19 protein-coding genes are annotated in these 22,007 nt (G+C 66.3%); 10 read left to right on the top strand and 9 right to left on the bottom strand.

What is annotated here, in order from left to right:
- Nucleotides 1-255 precede the first annotated feature (255 nt).
- The 3 genes from ACWEO2_RS17250 to ACWEO2_RS17240 all read left to right on the top strand — a co-directional run bounded on the left by ACWEO2_RS17250 (nt 256) and on the right by ACWEO2_RS17240 (nt 2,362).
- The gene (locus tag ACWEO2_RS17250; protein WP_452406184.1) at nt 256-987 is read left to right on the top strand and encodes a rhomboid-like protein; all 732 of its coding nucleotides are present in this window, start codon (nt 256-258) and stop codon (nt 985-987) included.
- Between the two features lie 59 nt (nt 988-1,046).
- Complete coding sequence (gene nucS / locus ACWEO2_RS17245; protein ID WP_355182325.1) at nt 1,047-1,733, top strand: endonuclease NucS; 687 nt, start codon at nt 1,047-1,049, stop codon at nt 1,731-1,733.
- A 320-nt stretch (nt 1,734-2,053) separates the two neighbouring features.
- Nucleotides 2,054-2,362 carry an ATP/GTP-binding protein gene (locus ACWEO2_RS17240; RefSeq protein ID WP_452406183.1) on the top strand — a complete coding sequence of 103 codons (309 nt, stop codon included), beginning with the start codon at nt 2,054-2,056 and terminating at the stop codon, nt 2,360-2,362.
- Between the two features lie 120 nt (nt 2,363-2,482).
- On the opposite strand, the gene ACWEO2_RS17235 is transcribed toward ACWEO2_RS17240, so the two are convergent.
- Together ACWEO2_RS17235 and mce are read right to left on the bottom strand one after the other, a co-directional pair.
- Nucleotides 2,483-3,487 (bottom strand): hypothetical protein, encoded by a 1,005-nt coding sequence (locus ACWEO2_RS17235; RefSeq protein ID WP_452406182.1) that lies wholly within the window; start codon nt 3,485-3,487, stop codon nt 2,483-2,485.
- 86 nt (nt 3,488-3,573) lie between these two features.
- Nucleotides 3,574-4,035: a methylmalonyl-CoA epimerase gene (gene mce / locus ACWEO2_RS17230; protein WP_355182687.1), complete on the bottom strand. Its 462-nt coding sequence runs from the start codon at nt 4,033-4,035 to the stop codon at nt 3,574-3,576.
- 223 nt (nt 4,036-4,258) lie between these two features.
- Here mce and ACWEO2_RS17225 point away from each other — a divergent pair, with 223 nt between their 5' ends.
- The 3 genes from ACWEO2_RS17225 (at nt 4,259) to ACWEO2_RS17215 (ending at nt 6,902) form a co-directional block, all read left to right on the top strand.
- Nucleotides 4,259-5,437, top strand: coding sequence for an acetyl-CoA C-acetyltransferase (locus ACWEO2_RS17225; RefSeq protein WP_452406181.1), 1,179 nt, complete (start codon nt 4,259-4,261; stop codon nt 5,435-5,437).
- Nucleotides 5,438-5,544: 107 nt separating this feature from the next.
- Entirely contained in the window at nt 5,545-5,913 is a 369-nt protein-coding gene (locus tag ACWEO2_RS17220; protein ID WP_354954895.1) for a DUF3817 domain-containing protein, read from the top strand.
- A 137-nt stretch (nt 5,914-6,050) separates the two neighbouring features.
- On the top strand, nt 6,051-6,902 hold the full coding sequence (locus ACWEO2_RS17215) for a tetratricopeptide repeat protein (RefSeq protein WP_452406194.1): 852 nt from the start codon (nt 6,051-6,053) through the stop codon (nt 6,900-6,902).
- Between the two features lie 19 nt (nt 6,903-6,921).
- Here the strand turns inward: ACWEO2_RS17215 and glgB are convergent, their stop codons facing one another.
- Genes glgB through ACWEO2_RS17200 form a run of 3 tightly spaced genes read right to left on the bottom strand, consistent with a single transcriptional unit; the run spans nt 6,922 to nt 11,758 of the window.
- Nucleotides 6,922-9,078: a 1,4-alpha-glucan branching protein GlgB gene (gene glgB, locus ACWEO2_RS17210; protein ID WP_452406180.1), complete on the bottom strand. Its 2,157-nt coding sequence runs from the start codon at nt 9,076-9,078 to the stop codon at nt 6,922-6,924.
- Entirely contained in the window at nt 9,075-11,078 is a 2,004-nt protein-coding gene (locus ACWEO2_RS17205; RefSeq protein ID WP_452406179.1) for a maltotransferase domain-containing protein, read from the bottom strand. Before ACWEO2_RS17205 ends, glgB begins: the two co-directional genes overlap by 4 nt.
- 38 nt (nt 11,079-11,116) lie before the next feature.
- Nucleotides 11,117-11,758: a LysE family translocator gene (locus tag ACWEO2_RS17200; protein WP_355182337.1), complete on the bottom strand. Its 642-nt coding sequence runs from the start codon at nt 11,756-11,758 to the stop codon at nt 11,117-11,119.
- A 231-nt stretch (nt 11,759-11,989) separates the two neighbouring features.
- On the opposite strand from ACWEO2_RS17200, the gene glgP reads away from it, so the two are divergent.
- From glgP to ACWEO2_RS17185, 3 genes are all read left to right on the top strand, one after another.
- Entirely contained in the window at nt 11,990-14,560 is a 2,571-nt protein-coding gene (gene glgP / locus ACWEO2_RS17195) for an alpha-glucan family phosphorylase (RefSeq protein ID WP_452406178.1), read from the top strand.
- A 395-nt stretch (nt 14,561-14,955) separates the two neighbouring features.
- Complete coding sequence (locus ACWEO2_RS17190) at nt 14,956-16,317, top strand: NCS2 family permease (protein ID WP_452406177.1); 1,362 nt, start codon at nt 14,956-14,958, stop codon at nt 16,315-16,317.
- Between the two features lie 109 nt (nt 16,318-16,426).
- Nucleotides 16,427-16,972 (top strand): DoxX family protein, encoded by a 546-nt coding sequence (locus ACWEO2_RS17185; protein WP_452406176.1) that lies wholly within the window; start codon nt 16,427-16,429, stop codon nt 16,970-16,972.
- A gap of 70 nt (nt 16,973-17,042) precedes the next feature.
- Here ACWEO2_RS17185 and ACWEO2_RS17180 read toward each other — a convergent pair whose 3' ends face one another.
- The 3 genes from ACWEO2_RS17180 to ACWEO2_RS17170 form a co-directional block, all read right to left on the bottom strand.
- Nucleotides 17,043-17,402: a hypothetical protein gene (locus ACWEO2_RS17180; RefSeq protein WP_452406175.1), complete on the bottom strand. Its 360-nt coding sequence runs from the start codon at nt 17,400-17,402 to the stop codon at nt 17,043-17,045.
- Nucleotides 17,403-17,582: 180 nt separating this feature from the next.
- Nucleotides 17,583-19,628: an ATP-dependent DNA helicase gene (locus ACWEO2_RS17175; protein WP_452406174.1), complete on the bottom strand. Its 2,046-nt coding sequence runs from the start codon at nt 19,626-19,628 to the stop codon at nt 17,583-17,585.
- 133 nt (nt 19,629-19,761) lie between these two features.
- The gene (locus ACWEO2_RS17170) at nt 19,762-20,328 is read right to left on the bottom strand and encodes a nicotinamidase (protein ID WP_452406173.1); all 567 of its coding nucleotides are present in this window, start codon (nt 20,326-20,328) and stop codon (nt 19,762-19,764) included.
- A 116-nt stretch (nt 20,329-20,444) separates the two neighbouring features.
- Here ACWEO2_RS17170 and ACWEO2_RS17165 point away from each other — a divergent pair, with 116 nt between their 5' ends.
- Nucleotides 20,445-20,720 carry a hypothetical protein gene (locus ACWEO2_RS17165; RefSeq protein WP_452406172.1) on the top strand — a complete coding sequence of 92 codons (276 nt, stop codon included), beginning with the start codon at nt 20,445-20,447 and terminating at the stop codon, nt 20,718-20,720.
- Here the strand turns inward: ACWEO2_RS17165 and ACWEO2_RS17160 are convergent.
- Nucleotides 20,650-21,945 (bottom strand): nicotinate phosphoribosyltransferase, encoded by a 1,296-nt coding sequence (locus ACWEO2_RS17160; RefSeq protein WP_452406193.1) that lies wholly within the window; start codon nt 21,943-21,945, stop codon nt 20,650-20,652. The genes ACWEO2_RS17165 and ACWEO2_RS17160 overlap by 71 nt on opposite strands.
- Nucleotides 21,946-22,007: the final 62 nt, after the last annotated feature.

The raw sequence follows: 22,007 nt of genomic DNA, 5'->3' as shown, positions 1-22,007 counted from the left end.
CCGATGGTACTGCACTCGACAGGGTGTGGGAGAGTAGGACACCGCCGGAACATCCTTGCGAAAGGCCCCCAACACAGTTGGGGGCCTTTTTGCGTAATATTGTCTTTTCTCGTGTGCGGTCCGATGTTTTGGAGCAATCTCACAGGGAACAGCCAGACTGTGTGCGGTTCGATCACGCATGATGGAGAGAGACAGTAGGTAGTAGTCGGCGCGGCATCCTCTGGACGGGAGAGCGTCGACCCAAACGGAGGTGTAATGGTCGCAGCGACGACAACCGCTGACCGCGCGCCGGTTGCTCCCCTCAGACCGCTTCGCTCGAGCGGGTGGCAACTGAGACTCCCGGCGACGTTCGGATATCTGGCGGCACTTGTCGCTGTCACCGTGGTCTTCTCCGTGCTCAGCGATTCCGCGCAAACGCGGATGGTGCTGCACGCGAGCACCAATCTGCACAATCTGCTGAACGGCCGTATCAGCACCGTGTTCTCGAGTGCGCTGGTGATCGGTGATGTCAGTGCCGCCTGGGTGCTGATCCCATTACTCGGCTGTCTGCTCGCCCTTGCCGAGCTGCGGTTCGGTGCGGTGCATATGGTGCGTGTCTTCCTGGCCGGACATATCGGGGCCACCCTCCTGGTCGCCGCTGGTCTCTGGATCGCCATCGAGGCCGATTGGCTGCCTGCGAGTATTCGGTGGGCCCAGGACGTGGGGGTCAGTTACGGCGCCATGGCGTTGGTGGGCGCGATCGTCGTCGCCATCCCGCATCGCTGGCGTATCGCCTGGTCCACCGTGTGGTTCATCGTTGCCGCCGAGGGTGTGCTGATCGAACAGACCTTCACCAATGTCGGCCACCTGGTCGCCTTCGGTATCGGGACAGCGGTCGGCTTCGGGATGATCCGGGCCAAGGCGGCGTCGACCCGCAGACTCACCAGGGTCGAATCCGGCCTGCTCGCCGTGAGCGCGATCCTCGCGGCCATCCTGCTCATGGGCTGACAATCCGATGCGACAGGGCTGACGCCAGGCGGGACCGGGCACTCACCTACAGTGCTTGGGTGCGCCTAGTGATTGCTCGCTGTCAGGTCGACTACGTAGGGCGACTCACCGCCCATCTCGCCATGGCCCGCCGATTGCTGCTGATCAAAGCGGACGGTTCGGTACTCGTGCATTCCGATGGCGGCTCATATAAGCCGCTCAACTGGATGAGCCCGCCGTGCTGGTTGGAGGAGCGCGATGGTGACGCGGTACCGGAGGGCGCGAAGGCCTTCTGGGTGGTCACCAATAAGGCGGGTGAAGAACTGCGCATCACCATCGAGGACGTCGAGCACGACTCCTCGCATGAGCTCGGCATCGACCCGGGTTTGGTGAAAGACGGTGTGGAGGCCCATCTTCAGGAACTGCTCGCCGAGCATGTGCAGACCCTCGGCCCCGGCTACACGCTGATCCGCCGCGAATACATGACCGCCATCGGCCCGGTGGACCTGCTCTGCCGTGATGCCGATGGCGCCACCGTGGCCGTCGAGATCAAGCGCCGCGGCGAAATCGACGGTGTCGAACAACTGACCCGCTACCTCGAACTGCTGAACCGCGATCCACTCCTGGCTCCGGTGGCGGGTGTCTTCGCGGCCCAGCAGATCAAGCCGCAGGCTCGCACCCTCGCCGAGGACCGTGGCATTCGCTGCCTGACCCTCGATTACGATGCCCTGCGCGGCACAGAGAGCAACGAATTCCGCCTCTTCTAGCAAATCCCCCCCGCCCGCTGTACACGAATTTGCTGGACGCGCACGGATTCGCCCCGCCAAGCCGTGCGCGGGGGTTGAGAACTGATGAGCTGTTTCTCGGCGTGGGTCAGCGTTATTTGGTAGTGCTCTGGATCAGTACTTGCCGGGAAGTTACCCGAAGAGGATGAATGCCTCGTGGAGGCCTTGTGAGACCTCAACTCCTCCGGGAGTCGGCAGTGGCCGGTGAAGGGAAGGGCTGCGGCGAGAGAATCGCTGAGACTCGCTCAACGGTAGGACGGACTGTGCGCGGTGTGCGCCGGGCCACGACCTAGGCTTGTGCCATGCCCCGACGGAAACCGCGGACGGAACGCCAGGTGGGCCGCTCGCACTCGGGCGGCTCGCCGACCAGTGACGTATTCGGTCGACGGGAGGCGGGGCCGGACAGCGACGAAATGTACATCGTGCGGACTGTTCCGGGCAGTCGGGCGATCAAAACCTATCGCTGCCCGGGCTGTGATCACGAAATCCCGCCCGGGGTGGCACATATCGTCGCGTGGGCGGTCGACGACGGTGAGGACGATCGCAGGCACTGGCATCGTGGCTGCTGGAACGGCCGTCGGACACGCCGGATTACGCGTCGTTGGTCGTGAATAGCGTTGGGGCACTGAAGCGCCCGTGCCACACATTAGGAAGGCCGCCCCGGTTCCGGGGCGGCCTTCGGTGTGAATTCGGTTGGGATGTTGCGTTTGTCGCCGCTCAGCCCGCCGGTGTCAGTTGCTGATTTCGACGTTCTCGCGCTCGTCGGCGTCGATGTCGTCTTCCTCGGCCGAGACCTCGGGGATCGCCTTGGTGCGCGAACCACCGGTGACCGACTTGGTGCCGCCGCCGATCGACTTGCGCTGATCCGGAACACCGTCCAGCAGTTCGCTTTCCCGGTTGACCGCCGCGAGCATGGCGGGCACCGAGTCGAGCTGACCGCGGATCCCGAGCAGCTGGGCGAGCACCCGGCCGCGCAGCACGCGCATCTCCTCGGCGAGTTCCTTCGCGTGCGCGATCTTGCGCTCGGAGGTCTGGGTGGCGGAGGTGATGAGGCGGTTGGACTCGTCGGTCGCGTCCTTGATCCGCTGAGCGGCCTCGGCGCGGCTGGTGGCCTCGAGCTCCTCCATGGCGCGGGTGAGCTTGGTGCGACGCTCGGCCATGGTGGCCTCGAAGTCCTGCTGGGTCGCCTTGCGCTTGGCGTCGGCTTCCTTGCCGAGACGGTCGGCCTCGGCCTGGGCGGCCTCGATGATCTTTGCGGATTCGGTACGCGCATTCGCGAGGGTCTGCTCGAATTCGATTTCGAGCGCCTCGCGCTTCTCCTTGGTTTCGGCGAGCAGCGATTCGTACTTACCACGCATTTCGGTGGCCTGCTGCTCGGCGATCGACACCATTTCCGCCGCCTCGGCCTGCGCAAGAGCGCGCACTTCGGAGGCCTCGTCGGAGGCCAGCCGCAGCATCCGAGAGATGCGGTCGGACATACCTTCCGCAGTGGTTGGCGGAACCGAAAGGCGATCGACTTCCTTACGGAGTTCGTCGATCTCGTCCCGCGCGTCCTCCAGCTGGCTGGCGAGGTTACGGGCTTGCGCCGCAGCGGCATCCCGATCTGTGGCGGTGACCCTTAACTCGGCATCGAAACGGTCGAAGTAGTTGCGTACCTCGTCTTGCGCATAACCCTTGCGCACAACGGTGAAGGGCAGTGCAACGAAGCGATTGCGATCGGACTCAGGTGACGACATGGCACACAAACTACAGCCTACTTGCACCTCATGGTGACTCGACCGCGAATGTGATCCGGACGAGTTTTTCAGGCCCGATCTTGATACTAGTGCGTAACATTCGAGTTCGGCTCGACCAACTCGATCAGCACACCGCCAGCATCCTTCGGGTGTATGAAATTGATGCGGGAATCCGCGGTTCCGTGCCGAGGGGCGTCGTACAGCAAACGCAGACCTCGATCACGAAGATACGTGGAGACGGCCTCGATATCGGTGACCCGATAGGCGAGTTGCTGAAGTCCCGGTCCGCTGCGGTCGATGAACTTGGCGATTGTCGAGTCCGCGTTCAAAGGAGCCAGCAACTGCAGAGCAGTCGCGCTGTCCGCTGCGCCGGGCAGCGACAGCATCGCCTCGTGCACACCCTGCGCCTCGTTGATCTCACGATGGGTCTCGATCATGCCGAGATTCTCGGCGTACCAGGCGATTGCGGCATCCAGGTCCGGCACGGCGATGCCGACGTGGTCGACGGCGATGACGTAGTCGCCGGGGATGAAGTTCGACGGGTCCATAACGTTGCTCACCAATCGAACGTAGCGCCTGATCGGACGCAGTCGGGCGGAAGGCCGTCATTAGTCCTTGCGCTCGGCCCAGCGCAGGCGAGGGCACCGCGTACCTGGAGAGGGTCGGTCGAGTAGGACAAGCTACCGTTGAGTACAGAGGTTGACGCCGCGCATTGTTCCGTGCAGTACGGAGTGTGCGGCGCTGTTCCGATCAATGAATGCGAGGCTCGTCGTGACCACAACCGTGATCGTCTCCGGTGCGCGTACCCCGGTCGGTCGGCTGCTCGGGGGTCTGAAGGACTTCAGCGGTTCCGACCTGGGCGGTTTCGCCATCAAGGCGGCGCTGGAGAAGGGCGGCATCGCGCCGGAGCAGGTCGACTACGTGATCATGGGCCAGGTGCTCACTGCGGGCGCGGGCCAGATCCCGGCCCGGCAGGCCGCGGTCGCCGCCGGCATCCCGATGGATGTGCCCGCGCTGACGCTGAACAAGGTGTGTCTGTCCGGTATCAACGCGATCGCACTCGCGGATCAGTTGATCCGCGCTGGCGAGTACGAGATCGTCGTCGCCGGTGGCCAGGAATCCATGAGCCAGGCCCCGCATCTGCTCGAAAAGAGCAGGGAGGGCTTCAAATACGGCGATGTGACGATGCGTGACAGCATGGCCTACGACGGTCTGCACGACATCTTCACCGACCAGCCGATGGGTGCGCTGACCGAACAGCGCAACGACACCGAGCCGGTCAGCCGGGAGGATCAGGACACGTTCGCGGCGGCCTCGCATCAGCGGGCGGCGGCGGCATGGAAGAACGGCGTCTTCGATGACGAGGTGGTTCCGGTCGCGGTGCCGCAGCGCAAGGGCGATCCGGTCCTGGTGAGCACCGATGAGGGCATCCGCGCGGACACCACCGCCGAATCGCTGGCCAAGCTGCGCCCGGCCTTCCGCAAGGACGGCACCATTACCGCTGGCACCGCATCGCAGATCTCCGACGGTGCGGCCGCGGTGGTCGTGATGAGCAAGGAGAAGGCGCAGTCGCTCGGTCTGAGCTGGATCGCCGAGATCGGCGCCGCTGGCGTTGTCGCCGGTCCGGACTCGACCCTGCAGGATCAGCCCGCCAATGCCATTGCCAAGGCCTGTGCGCGCGAAGGCATTTCGCCCGCCGAGCTGGATCTGGTCGAGATCAACGAGGCGTTCGCGGCGGTCGGTATCGCCTCGACCCGCAAGCTGGGCATCGATCCGGAGAAGGTGAACGTCAACGGTGGCGCGATCGCCATCGGCCACCCGCTCGGCATGTCGGGCGCGCGCATCCTGCTGCACCTGGCGCTGGAGCTGAAGCGGCGTGGCGGCGGTATCGGCGCGGCCGCCCTGTGCGGTGGCGGCGGTCAGGGTGACGCCCTGATCATCAAGGTTTAGTTCCCGTTTCCGTCGGCCCCGGCATATACCGGGCCGACGGGGGCCGCGGGCCGAAGTGTGACCAGTTCAACTACGACGCGTCGTAGCAGTCCGGCACAATGGTGGCCATGGGCAATTTCTTCGACACGACCACCGTGGCCAAGCGGTTCCGCTTCATCGCTGTGCTGGAGGCGATCTCCTGGGTTTTCCTGATCGTCGGCATGGTGTTCAAGCGCCTGCCCGAACCGGTCACCTGGCCGGTCAGGGTGTTCGGGATGACGCACGGCATCATCTTCATCCTGTTCGTGATCACCGCGATCCTCGCCGCCCGTGAGCTGGCCTGGAATGCCAAGACCACGGTGCTCGCACTGTTGTCGAGCATTCCGCCGTTCTGCACCGTGCTCTTCGAGGTTTGGGCGGTGCGCGCGGGCCAGCTCGGTGAGCTGAGCAACGTCACTTCCGCCGACACCGGAGCCCCGACGACTGCGTCGTATTAGCGGGACTCGCAGGCTCGCCGTGGTTACGCAAACTACCGCCTACGAGCCCTGAACTCCCCCCGCGGCGACGCCGTGACAAACTGGAAGCCGTGACTCGACCTGCCGCACGCCGCCCTTCGCCTGCCGTTGCCGCCGCTATGTCCGGTGCGGTGGATCTGTCCAGTCTGAAGCAGCCCCCGGCCGGTCCGTCGGGTGGTGGGGGCGGCGACTACGCCGTCTCCGAGGTGGACTTCGAAACGAAGGTGCTGCGCCGGTCGATGCAGGTGCCGGTGGTGGTCGCGCTGTACTCGCAGCGCAGTCCCGGCAGTGTCGAGTTGGTGCGCACGCTGGAGCGACTGGTCGTCGAGGGCGGCGGCACCTGGGATCTGGCCACCGTCGAGGCCGAGAGCAATATGCGCATCGCCCAGGCGTTCGGTGTGCAGGGCATTCCGACGGTGATCGCCGTGGCGGGCGGTCAGCCGCTCGCGGACTTCCAGGGCGCCCAGCCGGAGCCGCAGGTGAAGCAGTGGCTCAGCGCGGTCATCGACGCCGTCGCGGGCAAGCTGGAGGGCGACGACGGTGCCGAGCCGCAGCCCGTCGACGACCCCCGTTTCGTCGCCGCGGAGGCCGCGCTGGAGCGCGGTGACATGGCGAGTGCCGAAGCGGCCTATGAGGCCATAATCGCCGCCGAGCCGGGCAATGAAGAGGCAAAGAACGCGCTGCGACAGTTGCGCTTCCTGTCCCGTGCCCAGGCCGTCCCGGACTCCGCGATCGCCACCGCGGACGCCGATCCGGCCAATATCGACGCCGCCCTTGCTGCCGCCGACGTGGAGATGCTGCACCAGCAGCCCGATGCCTCGTTCGACCGGTTGATCGCGGTGATCAAGAAGACAGCGGGCGATGACCGCACCAAGGCCCGCACTCGCCTGCTCGAACTCTTCGAATTGTTCGACCCGGCAGAACCTTTTGTGGTCGCCGCGCGCCGCAAGCTCGCCGCGGCCCTCTACTGACGGGCGCGCCCTCGGGGAGTCAGAGCTCGGGGGTGAGCCAGATGGCGCTGTTGGGGGGTAGGGCGACGGTGGCGGAGGCGGGGCGGCCGTGCCACGGTTCGTCGGTCGCCTTGATACCGCCGAGGTTTCCGATGCCGGAGCCGCCGTATTCGACGGCGTCGGTATTGAGGATTTCGCGCCAGGTGCCGGTGCTCGGCAGGCCGACGCGGTACTCGCCGTGGACCGAGCCGGAGAAATTGAAGACGCAGGCGATGACCGAGCCGTCGGAGCCGTAGCGCAGGAAGGCGATCACATTGTGGTCGCGGTCGTCGGCCTGGATCCAGGAATAGCCCCCCGGGCTGGTGTCCTGGCTCCACAGCGCGGGATGGGCACGATAGACCGCGTTCAGATCCCGCACCGCGGTCGTAATGCCCTGGTGCAGTGGGTTTTCCAGTTCGTGCCAGTCCAGGCCGCGGTCGTGCGACCATTCCCGGAACTGGCCGAAATCCTGTCCCATGAACAGCAATTGCTTACCGGGATGCGACCACATGTAGGCCAGCAGTGCGCGCACGCCCGCCGCCTTGGCGAAATCGTCGCCGGGCATTCTGGTCCAGAGTGTGCCCTTGCCGTGCACGACCTCGTCGTGGCTGATGGGCAGCACGTAGTTCTCGCTCCACGCGTACACCAGCGAGAAGGTGATCTCGTTGTGGTGCCAGGAGCGGTGGATCGGATCGCGACCCAGGTAGCCGAGGGTGTCGTGCATCCAGCCCATATTCCACTTCATGGTGAAGCCGAGACCGCCGACATCGGTGCCGCGGGTGACACCGGGCCAGGTGGTGGACTCCTCGGCGATGGTGACGACGCCGGGGTGGTAGCGATGCACGGTTTCGTTCAGGTCCTGCAGGAAGTCGACGGCCTCCAGATTCTCTCGGCCGCCGTGCACATTGGGTTCCCAATCTCCGTCGGCGCGTGAGTAATCCAGGTACAGCATGGAGGCGACGGCATCGACGCGCAGTCCGTCGATGTGGAATTCCTCGATCCAGTACCGCGCGTTGGCGACCAGGAAGTTGCGCACCTCATTGCGGCCGAAGTCGAAGATGTAGGTGCCCCAGTCGAGCTGCTCGCCGCGGCGCGGGTCGGCGTGCTCGTAGAGTGCGGTGCCGTCGAAGCGGGCCAGGGCCCATTCGTCGCGGGGGAAGTGGGCGGGCACCCAGTCGAGCAGGACGCCGATGCCTGTGGTGTGCATGCGGTCGACGAAGGCGCGGAAGTCGTCGGGGGAGCCGAAGCGGGCGGTGGGTGCGTAGTAGGAGGTGACCTGATAGCCCCAGGAGCCGCCGAACGGATGCTCGGCGATCGGCAGCAGTTCGATATGGGTGAATCCGGCGGCGTGCACGTAATCGGCCAACTGGTCGGCCAATTCGCGATAGCCGAGGCCGGGCCGCCACGAGCCGAGGTGCACCTCGCAGACGCTCATCGGCGCACGGGTCGGATCGGTGCGCTCGCGTGCGGCGATCCACTCGCTGTCGGACCAGGTGTAGGTGCTCTTGGTGACGACAGATGCGGTGGCAGGCGGCATCTCGGTTGCGAAGGCCAGCGGATCCGCGTGATCGACGGTTCGGCCGTCCGCGCCGTGTACCCGATACTTGTACTTCGTGCCCACTTCGACGCCGGGCACGAAAACCTCCCACACCCCGGAGGAGCCGAGTGCGCGCATCGGCGCGGTGTGTCCACTCCACCCGTCGAAATCCCCGATTACGGTGACGCCGCGGGCATTCGGTGCCCAGACGGCGAACGAGGTGCCGTCCACCTCGCCATCGAGGGTGGTGTAGTGACGCGGGTGCGCGCCGAGCATGTCCCACAGCCGCTCATGGCGGCCCTCGCCGAGGAGATGCAGATCCAGCTCACCGACGGTGGGCAGGAAGCGGTAGCCGTCCGCGCTGATGATCGTCTGTCCGCCTTGGTAATTGGTGACGATGCGGTAGTCCATCAGATCGGAGTGCGGGACGGCACCGGCGAAAACGCCGTGCCCCAACGACTTCAGCGGATGGTCCACACCGCCGACCCGGGCGAAGACGGTATCGGCGCGGGGGCGCAGCACTCGGATGACGGTGCCATCGGGATGTGGATGCGCGCCGAGCACGGTGTGCGGGTCGGTATGTGTGCCCGCCGCGAGCAGCATCAGGTCGCGGCGCTTCATCGAAAGGTCCTGCGGAAGGCCAATTCCGCGCGTGCCTGCTGCGGTACCGCGGGCAGCGTGAGGATATGGGCGACCGCGTTGGCCGGATCCAGCCGTACATAATTCGTCTGCGCCCAGTGGTATTCCTCGCCGCTGACCTCGTCGAATACCACCGGATGGTCATGCCATTCGCGGCCGATCGCGGGTAGATCGAGCGAGATCATGCCCCATTCGGCCGCATAGGGATTCAGATTCACCACGACCAGCACGGCATCGCCGCTGACCGGATCGACCTTCGAATAGGCGAGTAGCGCATCGTTGTCCACGTGGTGGAAGTGGATGCACCGCAGCTGCTGTAGCGCCGGATGTGCGCGGCGGATCTCATTGAGCCGAGTGATCCACGGCTCCAGCGATTCTCCGCGCGCGAGCGCCGCGGCGAACGGACGCGGGCGCAGTTGGTATTTCTCCGAATCCAGGTATTCTTCGCTGCCCGGCCGGACCGCCTGGTGCTCGAAGAGTTCGAATCCGGAGTAGACACCCCAGGTCGGGGCCATGGTCGCGGCGAGCACGGCGCGAATGGCGAACATGCCGGGCCCGCCGTGCTGCAGGCTTTCGTGCAGGATGTCGGGGGTGTTGACGAATAGGTTCGGCCTGGCCTCATCGGCCTTGGCGGCCAGCTCGTTGCCGAATTCGGTCAGTTCCCATTTGGCGATGCGCCAGGTGAAATACGTATAGGACTGGCTGAATCCGCGGCGGGCCAGACCGTAGAGCCGGGCCGGTCGAGTGAACGCCTCGGACAGGAAGATCACATCGGGATCGGTGCGCCGCACGGTCGCGATCAGCCACTCCCAGAAGTCGGCGGGCTTGGTATGCGGGTTGTCGACGCGGAAGATCTTGACACCCAGGCCGATCCAGTGCCGCACGACGCGCAGGACCTCCGCGTACAGACCGTCCGGATCGATGTCGAAATTGACCGGGTAGATGTCCTGGTACTTCTTCGGCGGATTCTCGGCGTAGGCGATGGTGCCGTCCGGGAGCGTGGTGAACCACTCCGGGTGGGCGGCGACCCATGGATGATCCGGTGCGCACTGCAGGGCCAGGTCGAGTGCCACTTCGAGGCCGAGTTCGGTTGCGGTGGTGACGAATTCGGCGAAGTCGGCGGTGGTGCCGAGTTCGGGATGGATGGCGTCGTGTCCGCCGTCCTTCGAGCCGATCGCCCACGGGGAGCCGACATCACCCGGTTCGGCGGAGAGCGCGTTGTTGCGGCCTTTGCGGTTGATCTCGCCGATCGGGTGGATGGGCGGCAGGTAGACCACGTCGAAACCCATGCTGGCAATGCGCGGCAATTCCTTGGTGGCGGTGGCGAAATTGCCGTGGATCGGGTTGCCTTCGGCATCGTGGCCGCCCGTCGAGCGCGGGAAGAACTCGTACCACGAGCCGTACAGCGCGCGTTGGCGTTCCACCAGCACGGTGTGCTGCGGGCCGCGGGTGACCATGTCCCGCAATGGCGTAGCGCGCAGGATCTCGGCGACCTCGGTGCCGAATGCGGGCGCGACACGAGCGGGTAACTGTTCATCGCTGCGCAGCGCCGCCGCTGCCGCGCGCAACCGCTCGAACTGCTTCTTGGGTACGGCCTGCGCGACGCGTTCGAGCAGCCGGGCGCCGAGTTCGAGATCGTTGTCCAGATCGGCGGCGCTCTGACCGACGGCCAGCTTCGCCTCCACCGCCGCCCGCCAGGTGGCGATCGGATCGCTCCAGCCCTCGATGCGGTAGGTCCACGCGCCCGGCAGGTTGGGGACGAAGGTGGCGTTGAAGACGTCCGGCTCGAAGTCCGGTGTCATGCGAATGCGGGTGGTCCGCGCCGATCCGGGACCGCGTACCGCAAGCGTGGCGGAGACGGCGTCATGCCCCTCGCGCCAGACCACGGTGCGCACCGGAAAGACCTCGCCGACGGCGGCCTTCGCCGGGCGGCCGCCCGGTATCGACGGGGCGGTGTCATCGATGGCGATGCGGCCGGTCACGTCGACCAACCTACCGGGTGTGGGGCGGTTGGTCCGGATCAGCGTGCGTCGGCCGCCAGTCCGAGGCCGAGCGCGACCAAGATCGCGCCGAGGGCGCGTTCCACCCGCTGGCGGATGCCGGTGCGACGCAACCAGGTCCCGGCCCGATCGGCCGCCAGCACGATGCCGACGCACCAGGCCGTATCGATGACCAACTGGATGGCCGCCAGGATGAGCACGGTCGGCAGTACCGGACCGGTCGACGGCAGGAACTGCGGCAGGATCGTCAGGCCGAAGACGGCCGCCTTCGGATTCGCGGCAATCGAGATCAGCGATGCGCGGAAGGCCGAGCCGGGGGTGCGGCCGGTGGGCAGCATCTTGGTCATGGTGGCGCCGAATTCGTCGTCGCCGCGCGCCCCGCGCCAGGCCTGTACGCCGAGCCAGATCAGCACCAGCGCGCCGATGACGTGCACCGCCGTATTCATGAACCGGTTCGCGACCAGCAGCACCGACAGGCCCGCGCCACCGGCGAGCGTCCATCCGAACACACCTATTTCGTTCCCCGCCACCGCGGCCAGACCCGCCGCGCGGCCGTCGCGCACCGCGCGCTGGAGGAACAGTGCGGTCGCGGGTCCGGGTAGGGCGGCCAGGATGAGACAGGCCAGCAGGAACTGTGGGAGCACATCGATCCAGTGCGGCATCAGCCGATGCTGCCATTTGTGCCGAGGTTGTCGCGACCGATATTCCGGCGGGTCCGTGTCGGTGGGCGGCTGGTGCATTGCACTACAACGGGCCCGGCGCGGGTAGTCCTGTCGTCGGGTCCGCGGGTAGTCCTGTCGTCAGGTCTGTGCGCGGGTCCGCTGGTGCGTGCGCACGGGTGACCTGGGGCGCTGTGGCCACCCGGGGACTCGGTATTCGGTAGGGTTCCGCACGTGAAGGCACTTCGTCGTTTCACCGTCCGTGCCCATCTGCCCGAGCGTTTGGCGGCCCTGGGCGAACTTTCCACGAATCTGCGCTGGTCGTGGCATTGGCCCACGCAGGACCTGTTTGCCGAGCTCGATCCCGAGTTGTGGCGCGAGGTGAGCCGCGATCCGGTGCGGATGCTGGGGGAGGTGCCGGCGGCGCGGCTCGACGAGTTCGCCGCCGACGCGGACTATGTCGGCCGGGTGAACGCCGCGGCCGCGGATCTGCACGACTATCTGACCCGGCCGGGCTGGTTCCAACGGCAGACCGACGAGCCGGTGCGCGGTATCGCCTACTTCTCGATGGAGTTCGGCGTCACCGAGGTACTTCCGAACTATTCGGGCGGGCTCGGGATTCTCGCCGGTGATCATCTGAAGGCCGCCTCCGATCTGGGGTTGCCATTGATCGGCGTCGGATTGCTGTACCGCTCCGGCTATTTTCGGCAGTCGCTGACCGCGGACGGCTGGCAGAGCGAGCACTATCCGGCGCTCGACCCGCAGGGCCTGCCGCTGCGATTGCTGACCACCGACGGCGCGCCGGTGCTGATCCATGTCGCGATGCCCGACCAGCGGGTGCTGCGGGCGCGGGTGTGGATCGCGCAGGTCGGGCGGGTGCCGCTGCTGCTTTTGGATTCCGATATCGCCGAGAACGATCCGGAGCTGCGCTCGGTCACCGACCGGCTCTACGGCGGCGATCAGGACCATCGGATCAAGCAGGAGATCCTGGCCGGTATCGGTGGGGTGCGGGCGGTGCGCGCATACACCCGTGCGGCCGGACTGCCGGATCCCGATGTATTCCACATGAACGAGGGCCACGCCGGATTCCTCGGCGTCGAACGGGTCCGTGAATTGGTTTCGACCGGACTCGATTTCGACACGGCGCTGGCCGCGGTGCGGGCGGCGACGGTGTTCACCACGCATACTCCGGTGCCCGCGGGTATCGACCGCTTCCCGATGCCGTTGGTGCGCAGGTACTTCGGCGGCGGCCACGGTGAATCCGAATCCGCGATGCTGCCCGGGCTTTCCATCGACCGGATCGTGGCGCTGGGCCGCGAAGCCGATCCGTCGGTGTTCAATATGGCGCATATGGGCTTGCGACTCGCTCAGCGCGCCAACGGTGTTTCCAAACTGCACGGCGAGGTGAGCCGTGCCATGTTCGCGCCGCTGTGGCCCGGATTCGATGCGACCGAGGTGCCGATCGGTTCGGTCACCAATGGTGTGCACGCTCCGACCTGGGCAGCGCGCGAATGGTTCGATATGGCCCGCGAATACATCGGACCCCAGCTGGTCGAGGAGGCGCGGGGCTGGGAGAAGCTGCGCGATATCGACCTGGCTGAACTGTGGTCGACCCGGAATACCTTGCGCGCCACCCTCGTTGCCGAGGTGCGCCGCCGGGTGCGCGCCTCGTGGTTGGAGCGCGGTGCCGCATCGGCCGAATTGGATTGGGTCGATGGCGTTTTCGATCCGAATGTGCTGACCGTCGGCTTCGCCCGGCGGGTGCCGACCTACAAGCGGCTGACCCTGATGTTGCGCGATCCGCAGCGCTTGCGTGCGCTGCTGCTGAATCCGGATCGGCCGATGCAGTTGGTCGTCGCGGGTAAGAGCCATCCGGCCGATGACGGCGGCAAGGCGCTGATCCAGCAGGTCGTCCGCTTCGCCGACGATCCGCAAGTGCGCCATCGCATCGTCTTCCTGCCCGATTACGACATGTCGATGGCCCGCTACCTGTACTGGGGTTGCGATGTGTGGCTGAACAATCCGCTGCGTCCGCTGGAGGCCTGCGGCACCTCCGGGATGAAGTCAGCGCTCAATGGCGGGCTCAACCTCTCCATCCGCGATGGCTGGTGGGATGAGATGTACGACGGCGAAAACGGTTGGGCCATACCGACCGCCGACGGCGTCACCGACGAACACCGCCGCGACGACCTCGAGGCGGCCGCCCTCTACGACCTCTTCGAACGCATGGTGGCACCGCGGTTCTACGACCGCGATCGCTCCGATATGCCGGTGCGCTGGGTCGAGATGGTGCGCCACACCCTGGAAACCCTCGGGCCGAAGGTGCTGGCCTCCCGCATGGTCCGCGACTATTCGGTCGAGTACTACGCGCCCGCCGCGGTCGCCGGGAAACGTGCGAGCGCCGACGAATTCGCCGGTGCCCGAGCGATTTCGGAGTACCGCCGTCGAGTGGAGGCCGCTTGGCCCTCGGTCAAGGTGATCCAGGTCGACAGCGCGGGCCTGCCCGACACCCCCATCATCGGCGCCGAACTCTCCCTCTCCGCCCGCATCGACCTCGGCGGTCTCAGCCCCGCCGACGTCACCGTACAAGCCGTACTCGGCCGCGTCTCCCCGACCGACGACCTCTCCGACATCAGCAGCTACCCCATGACCCACACCGGATCCGAGTCCGGCACAGACCTTTTCACCGTCGAAACCCCGGTCCCGCTCTCCGGTGCCGTCGGCTACACGATCCGCATACTCCCCCATAACGAATTACTCGCCGGCGACGCCGAACTGGGCTTGGTCATCGCTCCGAGCGCCTAACCGGTGTCGGCGCTGTGAAAGCGCCGGATGCGACGCTCGACGATCTCGGCCCCGTACGCGATGCGAGTCGGCTGTCGGATTCCCCCAGGATCGGGACCGGGCGTAACAACTTCGCGAGTTGGACCAGGCCCTTGGGGTCCCAGAAGCTGAAGCGGAGTATGCGGTGGGGGTGGCTGCTTCGAAATCGAAAAGGCGAGCCAGAGCATGATCGTCGCCTTGGTGCCCCTGGTGAAATCCAGGCCGCGAAAGGTGGTGGCGCCGCCGAGCGGGGAGATGGCTATCGTGACCTGCTCACGAATGTCCGCACCCGGCCCATGGGGCGAGTTCTCGGGTTCAGTGAACTGTCAGCTACCGTTCCCTGGCACCCTTGTACTAATTTTCGACTGGAGAACCCTATGGTCACCGACGTTCTGAGCCGGACCCGAGGACGCTTGGACACGTACTTCGGCATCAGTTCGAACGGCTCGACCATTAAGCGTGAGCTGATGGCCGGAACGATCACCTTCCTGGCCATGTCCTACGTGCTCGCGGTGAATCCATCGGTACTCGGCGACCAGGGCGCGCTCGGCGCCAAGGGCATCCCCATGCAGGCGGTCTTCACCGCGACGGCCGTCGCCGCGGTATTCGGCACGCTGGTGATGGGCATATGGGCCAGATATCCCATCGCGCTCGCGCCGGGTATGGGCCTCAATGCCTTCTTCGCCTACTCGGTGGTGCTCGGAATGGGAATCCCGTGGCAGGCGGCGTTGTCGGGAACCTTCCTGTCCGGGGTGATCTTCTTCGTGCTCGCGGTCACCAAGGTGCGCGAACGCATTCTCGATGCGATTCCGATGCAGATGAAGCTTGCCGTCGGTGCGGGCATCGGCATGTTCGTGGCGTTCCTCGGCCTGAAGAATGCGGGCATCGTGGTCAATAGCGATGCCACGCTGGTCACGCTCGGCAATTTCACCAAGGGCACCACCTTGCTTGCGCTGTTCGGCCTGGTCGTGACCGTGGTGTTCCTGGTCATCGGCTGGCACGGCGCGGTGCTGTACGGCATCGTGCTCACGGCGGCGGTCGGCGTCATCAGCGGTCTGGTGGATCTGCCGCACGGTGTCGTCGCGATGCCGCGGGGGCTCGAGCACACCTTCGGCCAAGCGATCATCCATCTGCCGGACGCCTTCACCGGCCAGATGGCCGTCGTCATCCTCACCATGCTGTTCGTCGACTTCTTCGACTGCTCCGGCACCCTGATCGGCGTGGCCAACCAGGCCGGGTTGCTCGACAAGGACGGCAAGTTGCCGCGCGCGGCCAGTGCACTCGCCGCCGATTCGGTGGGCACCATGGCGGGCGCGGTCATCGGCACCTCCACCACCACCGCCTATGTCGAATCGACCGCGGGTGTCTCGGCGGGCGGGCGGACCGGCATGACCGCGGTAACCACCGCGGGCTGGTTCCTGATCGCCATGTTCTGCTACCCGATCTTCGCGGTCGTCGCGGGCTCGTCCGCCATAACCGCGCCCGCGCTCATCGTGGTCGGCGTGCTCATGGTCCGTGCGCTCGGCGAGATCGACTGGAACCGGCTGGAGTACTCGATCCCGGCCTTCGTCACCGTCATCATGATGCCGCTGACCTACTCGATCGCGAACGGACTGGCGATGGGGATGCTGTTCTACCCGATCGTCATGACCGCGAAGGGGCGCGTCAAAGAGGTGCATCCGGCGATGTGGGCGCTGCTGGTGATGTTCCTCGGATACTTCTTCTTCCTGGCGGAATAACACCGAGGATCGCGCAGTTGGCGTGCACTGTGCGATAATCGGACCGCAGTCCGTTTCATTGCCGAGGCTAACAGTCACTGTTCGAACCGATGCAGGGATGGGGACCAGCATGAACAAACACAGCACGCTCGAGCGCCCCGGCGGCTCGAGTATCACGACTCTCGACAACTCCGCCACCGATCTCGGCCTCTTGCTGCTGCGCGTCGTCTTCGGTGGCCTGCTCGCCGCACACGGCAGCCAGAAACTGTTCGGCTGGTTCAACGGCCCGGGCTGGAGCCGCAATGCCGCGACCTTCGATTCGATGGGTTACAACCCGGGCAAACTGTTCGGCACGCTTGCCGGACTGAGTGAGTTCACCGGCGGCATCCTGCTGGTGCTCGGCCTGCTGACCCCGCTGGCCTCGGCCATCGTATTGGGCACCATGATCAACGCGATCAACACCACCTGGCACGGCGGCCTGCTGACCGGCAAGGGTTATGAAATGCCCCTGCTGTTCGCCACCGTCGGCGCGGTCGTCGCCTTCACCGGCCCCGGCAAGTTCTCCCTCGACAGCGGCCGCCCGTGGCAGCGTCACGGTGTGGTGTGGGGCATTGCCTCGATTGTGTTGGCCGTGGTCGCGGCCGTCATCACGCTGATCTTGAAGTGGACGCTCTGATCTGTTGATACGTGCGGCGGGGTGACGGTCGCCGCGTCGCTGCTCTATTTGGGCCCCAATCGATTTGCGGTCAGATCGGTGCCGAAGCGAGCCGCGGCGGCCTGGCGTATTCGTCGGCGCTGTTGTGGATCGCCATAGAAGTCCCAGCGGTAGCGGTCCGGATGCGCAATTGCCCAAATGTTTCCGCGATCGGTTTCCGACCGGGCGAGGGCATGCAACTGCTCCGCGGGTGGGCGTAGATCGGGTCCGCAGCGCTGACGGTGGCGCCGAGTTCACTGGCTTCCGCCGTGAAACTTGCTGCGCCGCCGGGACCGAGGATGTGTCCGTCGAGGTCGACATCGGCGAGTGCGAAGATCGCTCGATATTCGGCCAAAGACCTTGCGCTGATCAAGAATTCGTCGAGAGTATCGATATTTGGCTGGTGCGTCATTGGGAAACGGACCGGTTGTGACAGGGGTACATGGTGTCCCCGCGCCGCGTGCAGGGCTTGGCGCGGGGACCGCCGATACATCCGGTGTGGAATTGGGGGTCCACCGAAGTATCGGATCTCAACTTACTTCTGTCTGGAAGTAATGGAGCGCTTTGTGAGTGGTCTCACAGTTCGACCTGATCAGGCGCTTGCGGCGGTCAGCCGCCGGAGTGCTTTGGTGACGACCTCCGGATCCGCGGTCTCCCAATAGGGCGGCAGTGAGGCGCGCAGATAGCCGCCGTAGCGTGCGGTCGCCAAACGCGAATCCAGGATCGCCACGACACCGCGGTCATCGACGCTGCGCAGGAGCCTGCCGGTGCCCTGGGCCAGCAGCAATGCGGCGTGATTGGCCGCGACGGTCATGAAGCCATTGCCCCCGCGCGATTCCACCGCGCGCTGCCGCGCGGTCAGCAGCGGATCGTCGGGGCGGGGGAACGGGATCCGATCCAGGATGACCAGGCTCAGCGACGGACCGGGCACATCGACGCCCTGCCACAGTGACAGCGTGCCGAACAACGAGGTCTCCGGATCGTCGGCGAACTTGCGTACCAGTTCGCCGGTTGCGTCGTCCCCTTGACATAGAACGGGCGTGTCCAGCCGCTCGCGCAGTGCCTCGGTGGCCGCGCGGGCGGCGCGCATCGAGGAGAACAGACCGAGTGTGCGGCCGCCCGCGGCGGTGATCAGCCGCTCGATTTCGTCGAGATAGGCCGGTGCCAAACCGTCGCGGCCGGGGGCGGGCAGATGTTTGGCGACGTACAGGATGCCGGATTTGGCATGGTCGAACGGGGAACCGACATCGAGCGAACTCCAGCGCACGGTATCGGCGTCCGAGGGCGCTTCGGCGCCGTTCGCGGTTGCGGTATCGCTGCGATTGGCCGATTGCGCGGGCAGACCCCAGGTGATGGCGAGTCCGTCGAAGGAGCCGCCGATCTGCAAGGTCGCCGAGGTCAGCACGACGGTGGCGGTGCCGAAGAGTCTGCTGCGCAGGAGCCCGCCCACCGCTAGCGGCGCCATCCGCAATGTCCGCCGGGCGACGCCACGGATCTCGTCCGCGGCGAGCCAGATGACATCGGTGCGTTTGGCCGGATCGGGTTCATCGAACGCGGTCAAGGCGCGCACCGCGCTGTCGTGCACCTCATCGATGGCGGCCAGTGCCTGGGTGCGGGCGGCGGCACTCTCCGGGTCGCCCTGTGCGGTAGTACCGCCCTGTGGTGCGAGCGCGGTGCGAGCATTCCAGGCGGCGTCACGCACCAGCGCCAGTACCGGCGCGATGCCATCGGGCAGGGCGTCCCAGCGGGCGGCGGGCAGTTCGTCCAGCACCGTGTGCCAGGCCTCGGCGGCCTCCTCCAGCCGGTCCACTTCCTGCTGGTCGATGAGTTTGGCGCAGCGCCGGGCCGCGGCACTGATCGCCGAGGCGGCCAGTTCGGCGGTGGCCACGCCGGTGACCCGGTCGACCAGCTCGTGCGCCTCATCGATGACGACCACATCGTGTTCGGGTAGGACCTGGATGCCGCTGATCGCGTCGATGGCCAGCAGCGCGTGATTGGTCACCACCACGTCGGCCTGCGCCGATTCCGCCCTGGCCCGCTCGGCGAAACAATCCTGGCCGAACGGGCAGCGCGACTTGCCGAGGCATTCCCGCGACGACACGCTGACCTGCCGCCAGGCCCGGTCGGTGACGCCGGGGACGAGCTCGTCCCGGTCGCCGGTCTCGGTATCGGAGGCCCACTCGTTGAGCCGCTGCACCTCCCGGCCGAGCCGGGAGATGGCGAACGCGTCGAAGAGTTCCGCCTCCTGCGGCTCGTCCGGAATCGCGCTATTGATCTTGTTCAGGCACAGATAGTTATTGCGCCCCTTGAGGATCGCGAATTTCGCGGCCCGGCCCAGCGGCTTGCTCAGCGCCTCGGCCAGTCGCGGCAGATCCCGATCGACGAGCTGACGCTGCAGTGCGATCGTCGCGGTCGACACCACCACCGTGCGCCCGGTCCGCACCGCATGACGCAGGCTCGGCACCAGATACGCGAGCGATTTCCCGGTCCCGGTCCCCGCCTGCACCGCGAGGTGCTCCCCGGTATCGATCGCATGGTCCACCGCTGCCGCCATCGTCAGCTGCCCGACGCGCTCCTTCCCGCCGAGCGCGTGCACAGCGGTGGCCAAAAGCTCGGGGACGGGCGGCAGTTCGGGCACGCGACGAGCCTACTGCGTGGAACCGACAGAGATCACCGCCCGATCCGGTCCGCACGGTACTTCGCACACCTTCGCCACGCGACCCGGCGTGTCCTACGGCAGGTCGGGGTGCACGATGCTGCCGCGGACCGGGCTACCGGGCGACCGACCCCTCGAGATCCACGCCCGCCGTGCGCATGCGATCGAGGGCGGCGGCGGTGGTCTCCGGTGCCACGCCCGCGGTGAAGTCCAGCAGCACCCGGGTGCCGAACCCTTCGATGCGGGCATCGAGGGCGGTCGCGCGGACGCAGTGGTCAGTGGCTATCCCGACGATGTCGAGTTCGTCGATGGCGTGCTCGCGCAACCAGTCGGCCAAGCTGGTGCCGTCCTCGGTGGCGCCCTCGAAACCCGAGTAGGCCGCGGAATATTGGCCCTTGGAGAAGATCTCCTGGATCGGCGCGGTATCGAGATTCGGGTGGAAATCCGCACCGGAGGTGCCGACCCGGCAGTGCGGCGGCCAGGTGTCGACGTAATCGGGATGTTCGGAGAAATGTCCGCCCGGATCGATGTGGTAATCGCGGGTCGCGACGACCGCACTGTAATGCGTGGAGTTCAGATAGCCGGTGATGCGACGGGCGACCATGGCCCCACCGGTGACGGCGAGTGATCCGCCCTCGCAGAAATCGTTCTGCACGTCGACGATGATCAACGCCCGGTTCATGTCGACCTCACTTTCCCAGGATGTCGTGCACCGAGATGTAAACGCTCGGGCTCCTGTCTGTGGATTACATTGTGCCGCCTTATCGATCGGGCGGGCCACGGCACTTGGAGGAACACGTGAACAGCACCGTCAGAATTTCGATCGCATTCTTCATCGGCTACACCGCCTATCTCGCTACCGCCTTTCTGCTCGGCGACCGACCCGACGCGGTCGGTGACTGGGTGCGGCTGCTGATCAAGGGCGTGCTGATCGTGCTGATAGCGGTTTCGACCGTCGAATGGCTGGCCGAGCGGCGCCACGCCCACGCCGCCGTGCCCCTGGTCAGTTCAGAAATGTCGTCGGAATCGCAGGCTCCCCATCCGACAGTTTCAGGCCCTCCCACGGCAGGCTGACCAGCCCGCGGGAAACCAGTTTGCGACTGTCCGCGAGCGTGGGCAGTCCATCGACCACCGCACCGCCGCGCACCAGCGGAACCAAAAGCTCGCGCATTTCGAATCCGTTTGCGGCGGGCTGGGTTCCGGCGGCCGGGTAGATGATCTCCTCGACCACGGTGCCGGTCCGGCGGAACAGCCGAACCGCCTTTTTGGTGCCGCCGCGTGACTCCTTGTGACTGCTGCGTTTGGCCACGGGCAGCCCGTCCACCTCGACCAGTTTGTAGACCATGCCCGCGGTGGGCGCTCCGGACCCGGTGACCAGCGACGTCCCGACGCCGTAGGCATCGACGGGTTCGGCGCGCAATGCGGCGATCGCATATTCGTCGAGATCGCCGGAGACCACGATGCGGGTCTTGGTCGCGCCGAGCCGGTCGAGTTGTTCGCGCACCTGCCTGGCCAGCACGCCGAGATCGCCGGAGTCGATACGCACGCCGCCCAATTCGGGTCCGGCGACCTCGATGGCGGTGGCCACGCCCTTGGTGATGTCGAAGGTGTCCACCAGCAGGGTGGTGCCGATGCCGAGCGCATCGATCTGGCCGCGGAAGGCGGCCGCCTCGTGCGCGCCGTCGGCGGCGCTGTGCAGCAGGGTGAACGCGTGCGCGCTGGTGCCCGCGCCGGGCACGCCGAAGCGGCGCACGGCCTCCAGGTTGGAGGTGGCGTCGAAACCGGCCAGATATGCGGCGCGCGAGCTGGACGGTGCGGCGAGTTCGTGGGCCCGGCGCGAGCCCATCTCGATCATCCGGCGTCCCGCGGCGGCGCTCACCATGCGTGCGGCGGCCGAGGCGATAGCGCTGTCGTGGTTGAGGATCGACAGGGCCAGCGTCTCCAGCAGGACGCATTCGGCGAAGCTGCCGCGCACCGAAAGGATCGGGGAGCCCGGGAAATACAGTTCACCCTCCGGATAGCCGTCGATATCACCGGTGAAGCGGTAGTCGCGCAGCCAGTCGACGGTCTTCGAGTCCAGGAAGCCCGCCGCGATATCGAGCTCCGGTTCTTCGAAACGGAAGTGCGCCAGTGCGTCCAGCAGGCGGCCGGTCCCCCCGACCACACCGTAACGGCGACCATTCGGCAAGCGCCGGGCAAACACCTCGAAGCTGCAGCGGCGCTGCGCCGAGCCGTCGCCGAGCGCGGCCGCGAGCATGGTCAGTTCGTACTGATCGGTCAGCAGGGCGGTGCTGCGCATGTCCACCAAGTCACTGTAGACAGCGGTCGTGCGCGTGACGGGCCGGTGCTGCCGGGGCGTCT

Source organism: Nocardia sp. NPDC004278 (genome assembly GCF_053602975.1).
The sequence above is the reverse complement of the archived record's forward strand: the minus strand, read 5'-3'. Positions and strand labels throughout refer to the sequence as shown.

Bases quoted from the DNA above. Each gene is read 5' to 3' on its own strand.
- ACWEO2_RS17240 (WP_452406183.1), top strand. From the start codon at position 2,054: ATGCCCCGACGGAAACCGCGGACGGAACGCCAGGTGGGCCGCTCGCAC.
- ACWEO2_RS17220 (WP_354954895.1), top strand. From the start codon at position 5,545: ATGGGCAATTTCTTCGACACGACCACCGTGGCCAAGCGGTTCCGCTTC.
- glgB (WP_452406180.1), bottom strand. From the start codon at position 9,078: ATGAAGCGCCGCGACCTGATGCTGCTCGCGGCGGGCACACATACCGAC.
- ACWEO2_RS17250 (WP_452406184.1), top strand. From the start codon at position 256: ATGGTCGCAGCGACGACAACCGCTGACCGCGCGCCGGTTGCTCCCCTC.
- ACWEO2_RS17200 (WP_355182337.1), bottom strand. From the start codon at position 11,758: ATGCCGCACTGGATCGATGTGCTCCCACAGTTCCTGCTGGCCTGTCTC.
- mce (WP_355182687.1), bottom strand. From the start codon at position 4,035: ATGGACCCGTCGAACTTCATCCCCGGCGACTACGTCATCGCCGTCGAC.
- ACWEO2_RS17160 (WP_452406193.1), bottom strand. From the start codon at position 21,945: ATGCGCAGCACCGCCCTGCTGACCGATCAGTACGAACTGACCATGCTC.
- ACWEO2_RS17180 (WP_452406175.1), bottom strand. From the start codon at position 17,402: ATGACGCACCAGCCAAATATCGATACTCTCGACGAATTCTTGATCAGC.
- ACWEO2_RS17235 (WP_452406182.1), bottom strand. From the start codon at position 3,487: ATGTCGTCACCTGAGTCCGATCGCAATCGCTTCGTTGCACTGCCCTTC.
- ACWEO2_RS17185 (WP_452406176.1), top strand. From the start codon at position 16,427: ATGAACAAACACAGCACGCTCGAGCGCCCCGGCGGCTCGAGTATCACG.
- ACWEO2_RS17170 (WP_452406173.1), bottom strand. From the start codon at position 20,328: ATGAACCGGGCGTTGATCATCGTCGACGTGCAGAACGATTTCTGCGAG.
- ACWEO2_RS17215 (WP_452406194.1), top strand. From the start codon at position 6,051: ATGTCCGGTGCGGTGGATCTGTCCAGTCTGAAGCAGCCCCCGGCCGGT.
- ACWEO2_RS17190 (WP_452406177.1), top strand. From the start codon at position 14,956: ATGGTCACCGACGTTCTGAGCCGGACCCGAGGACGCTTGGACACGTAC.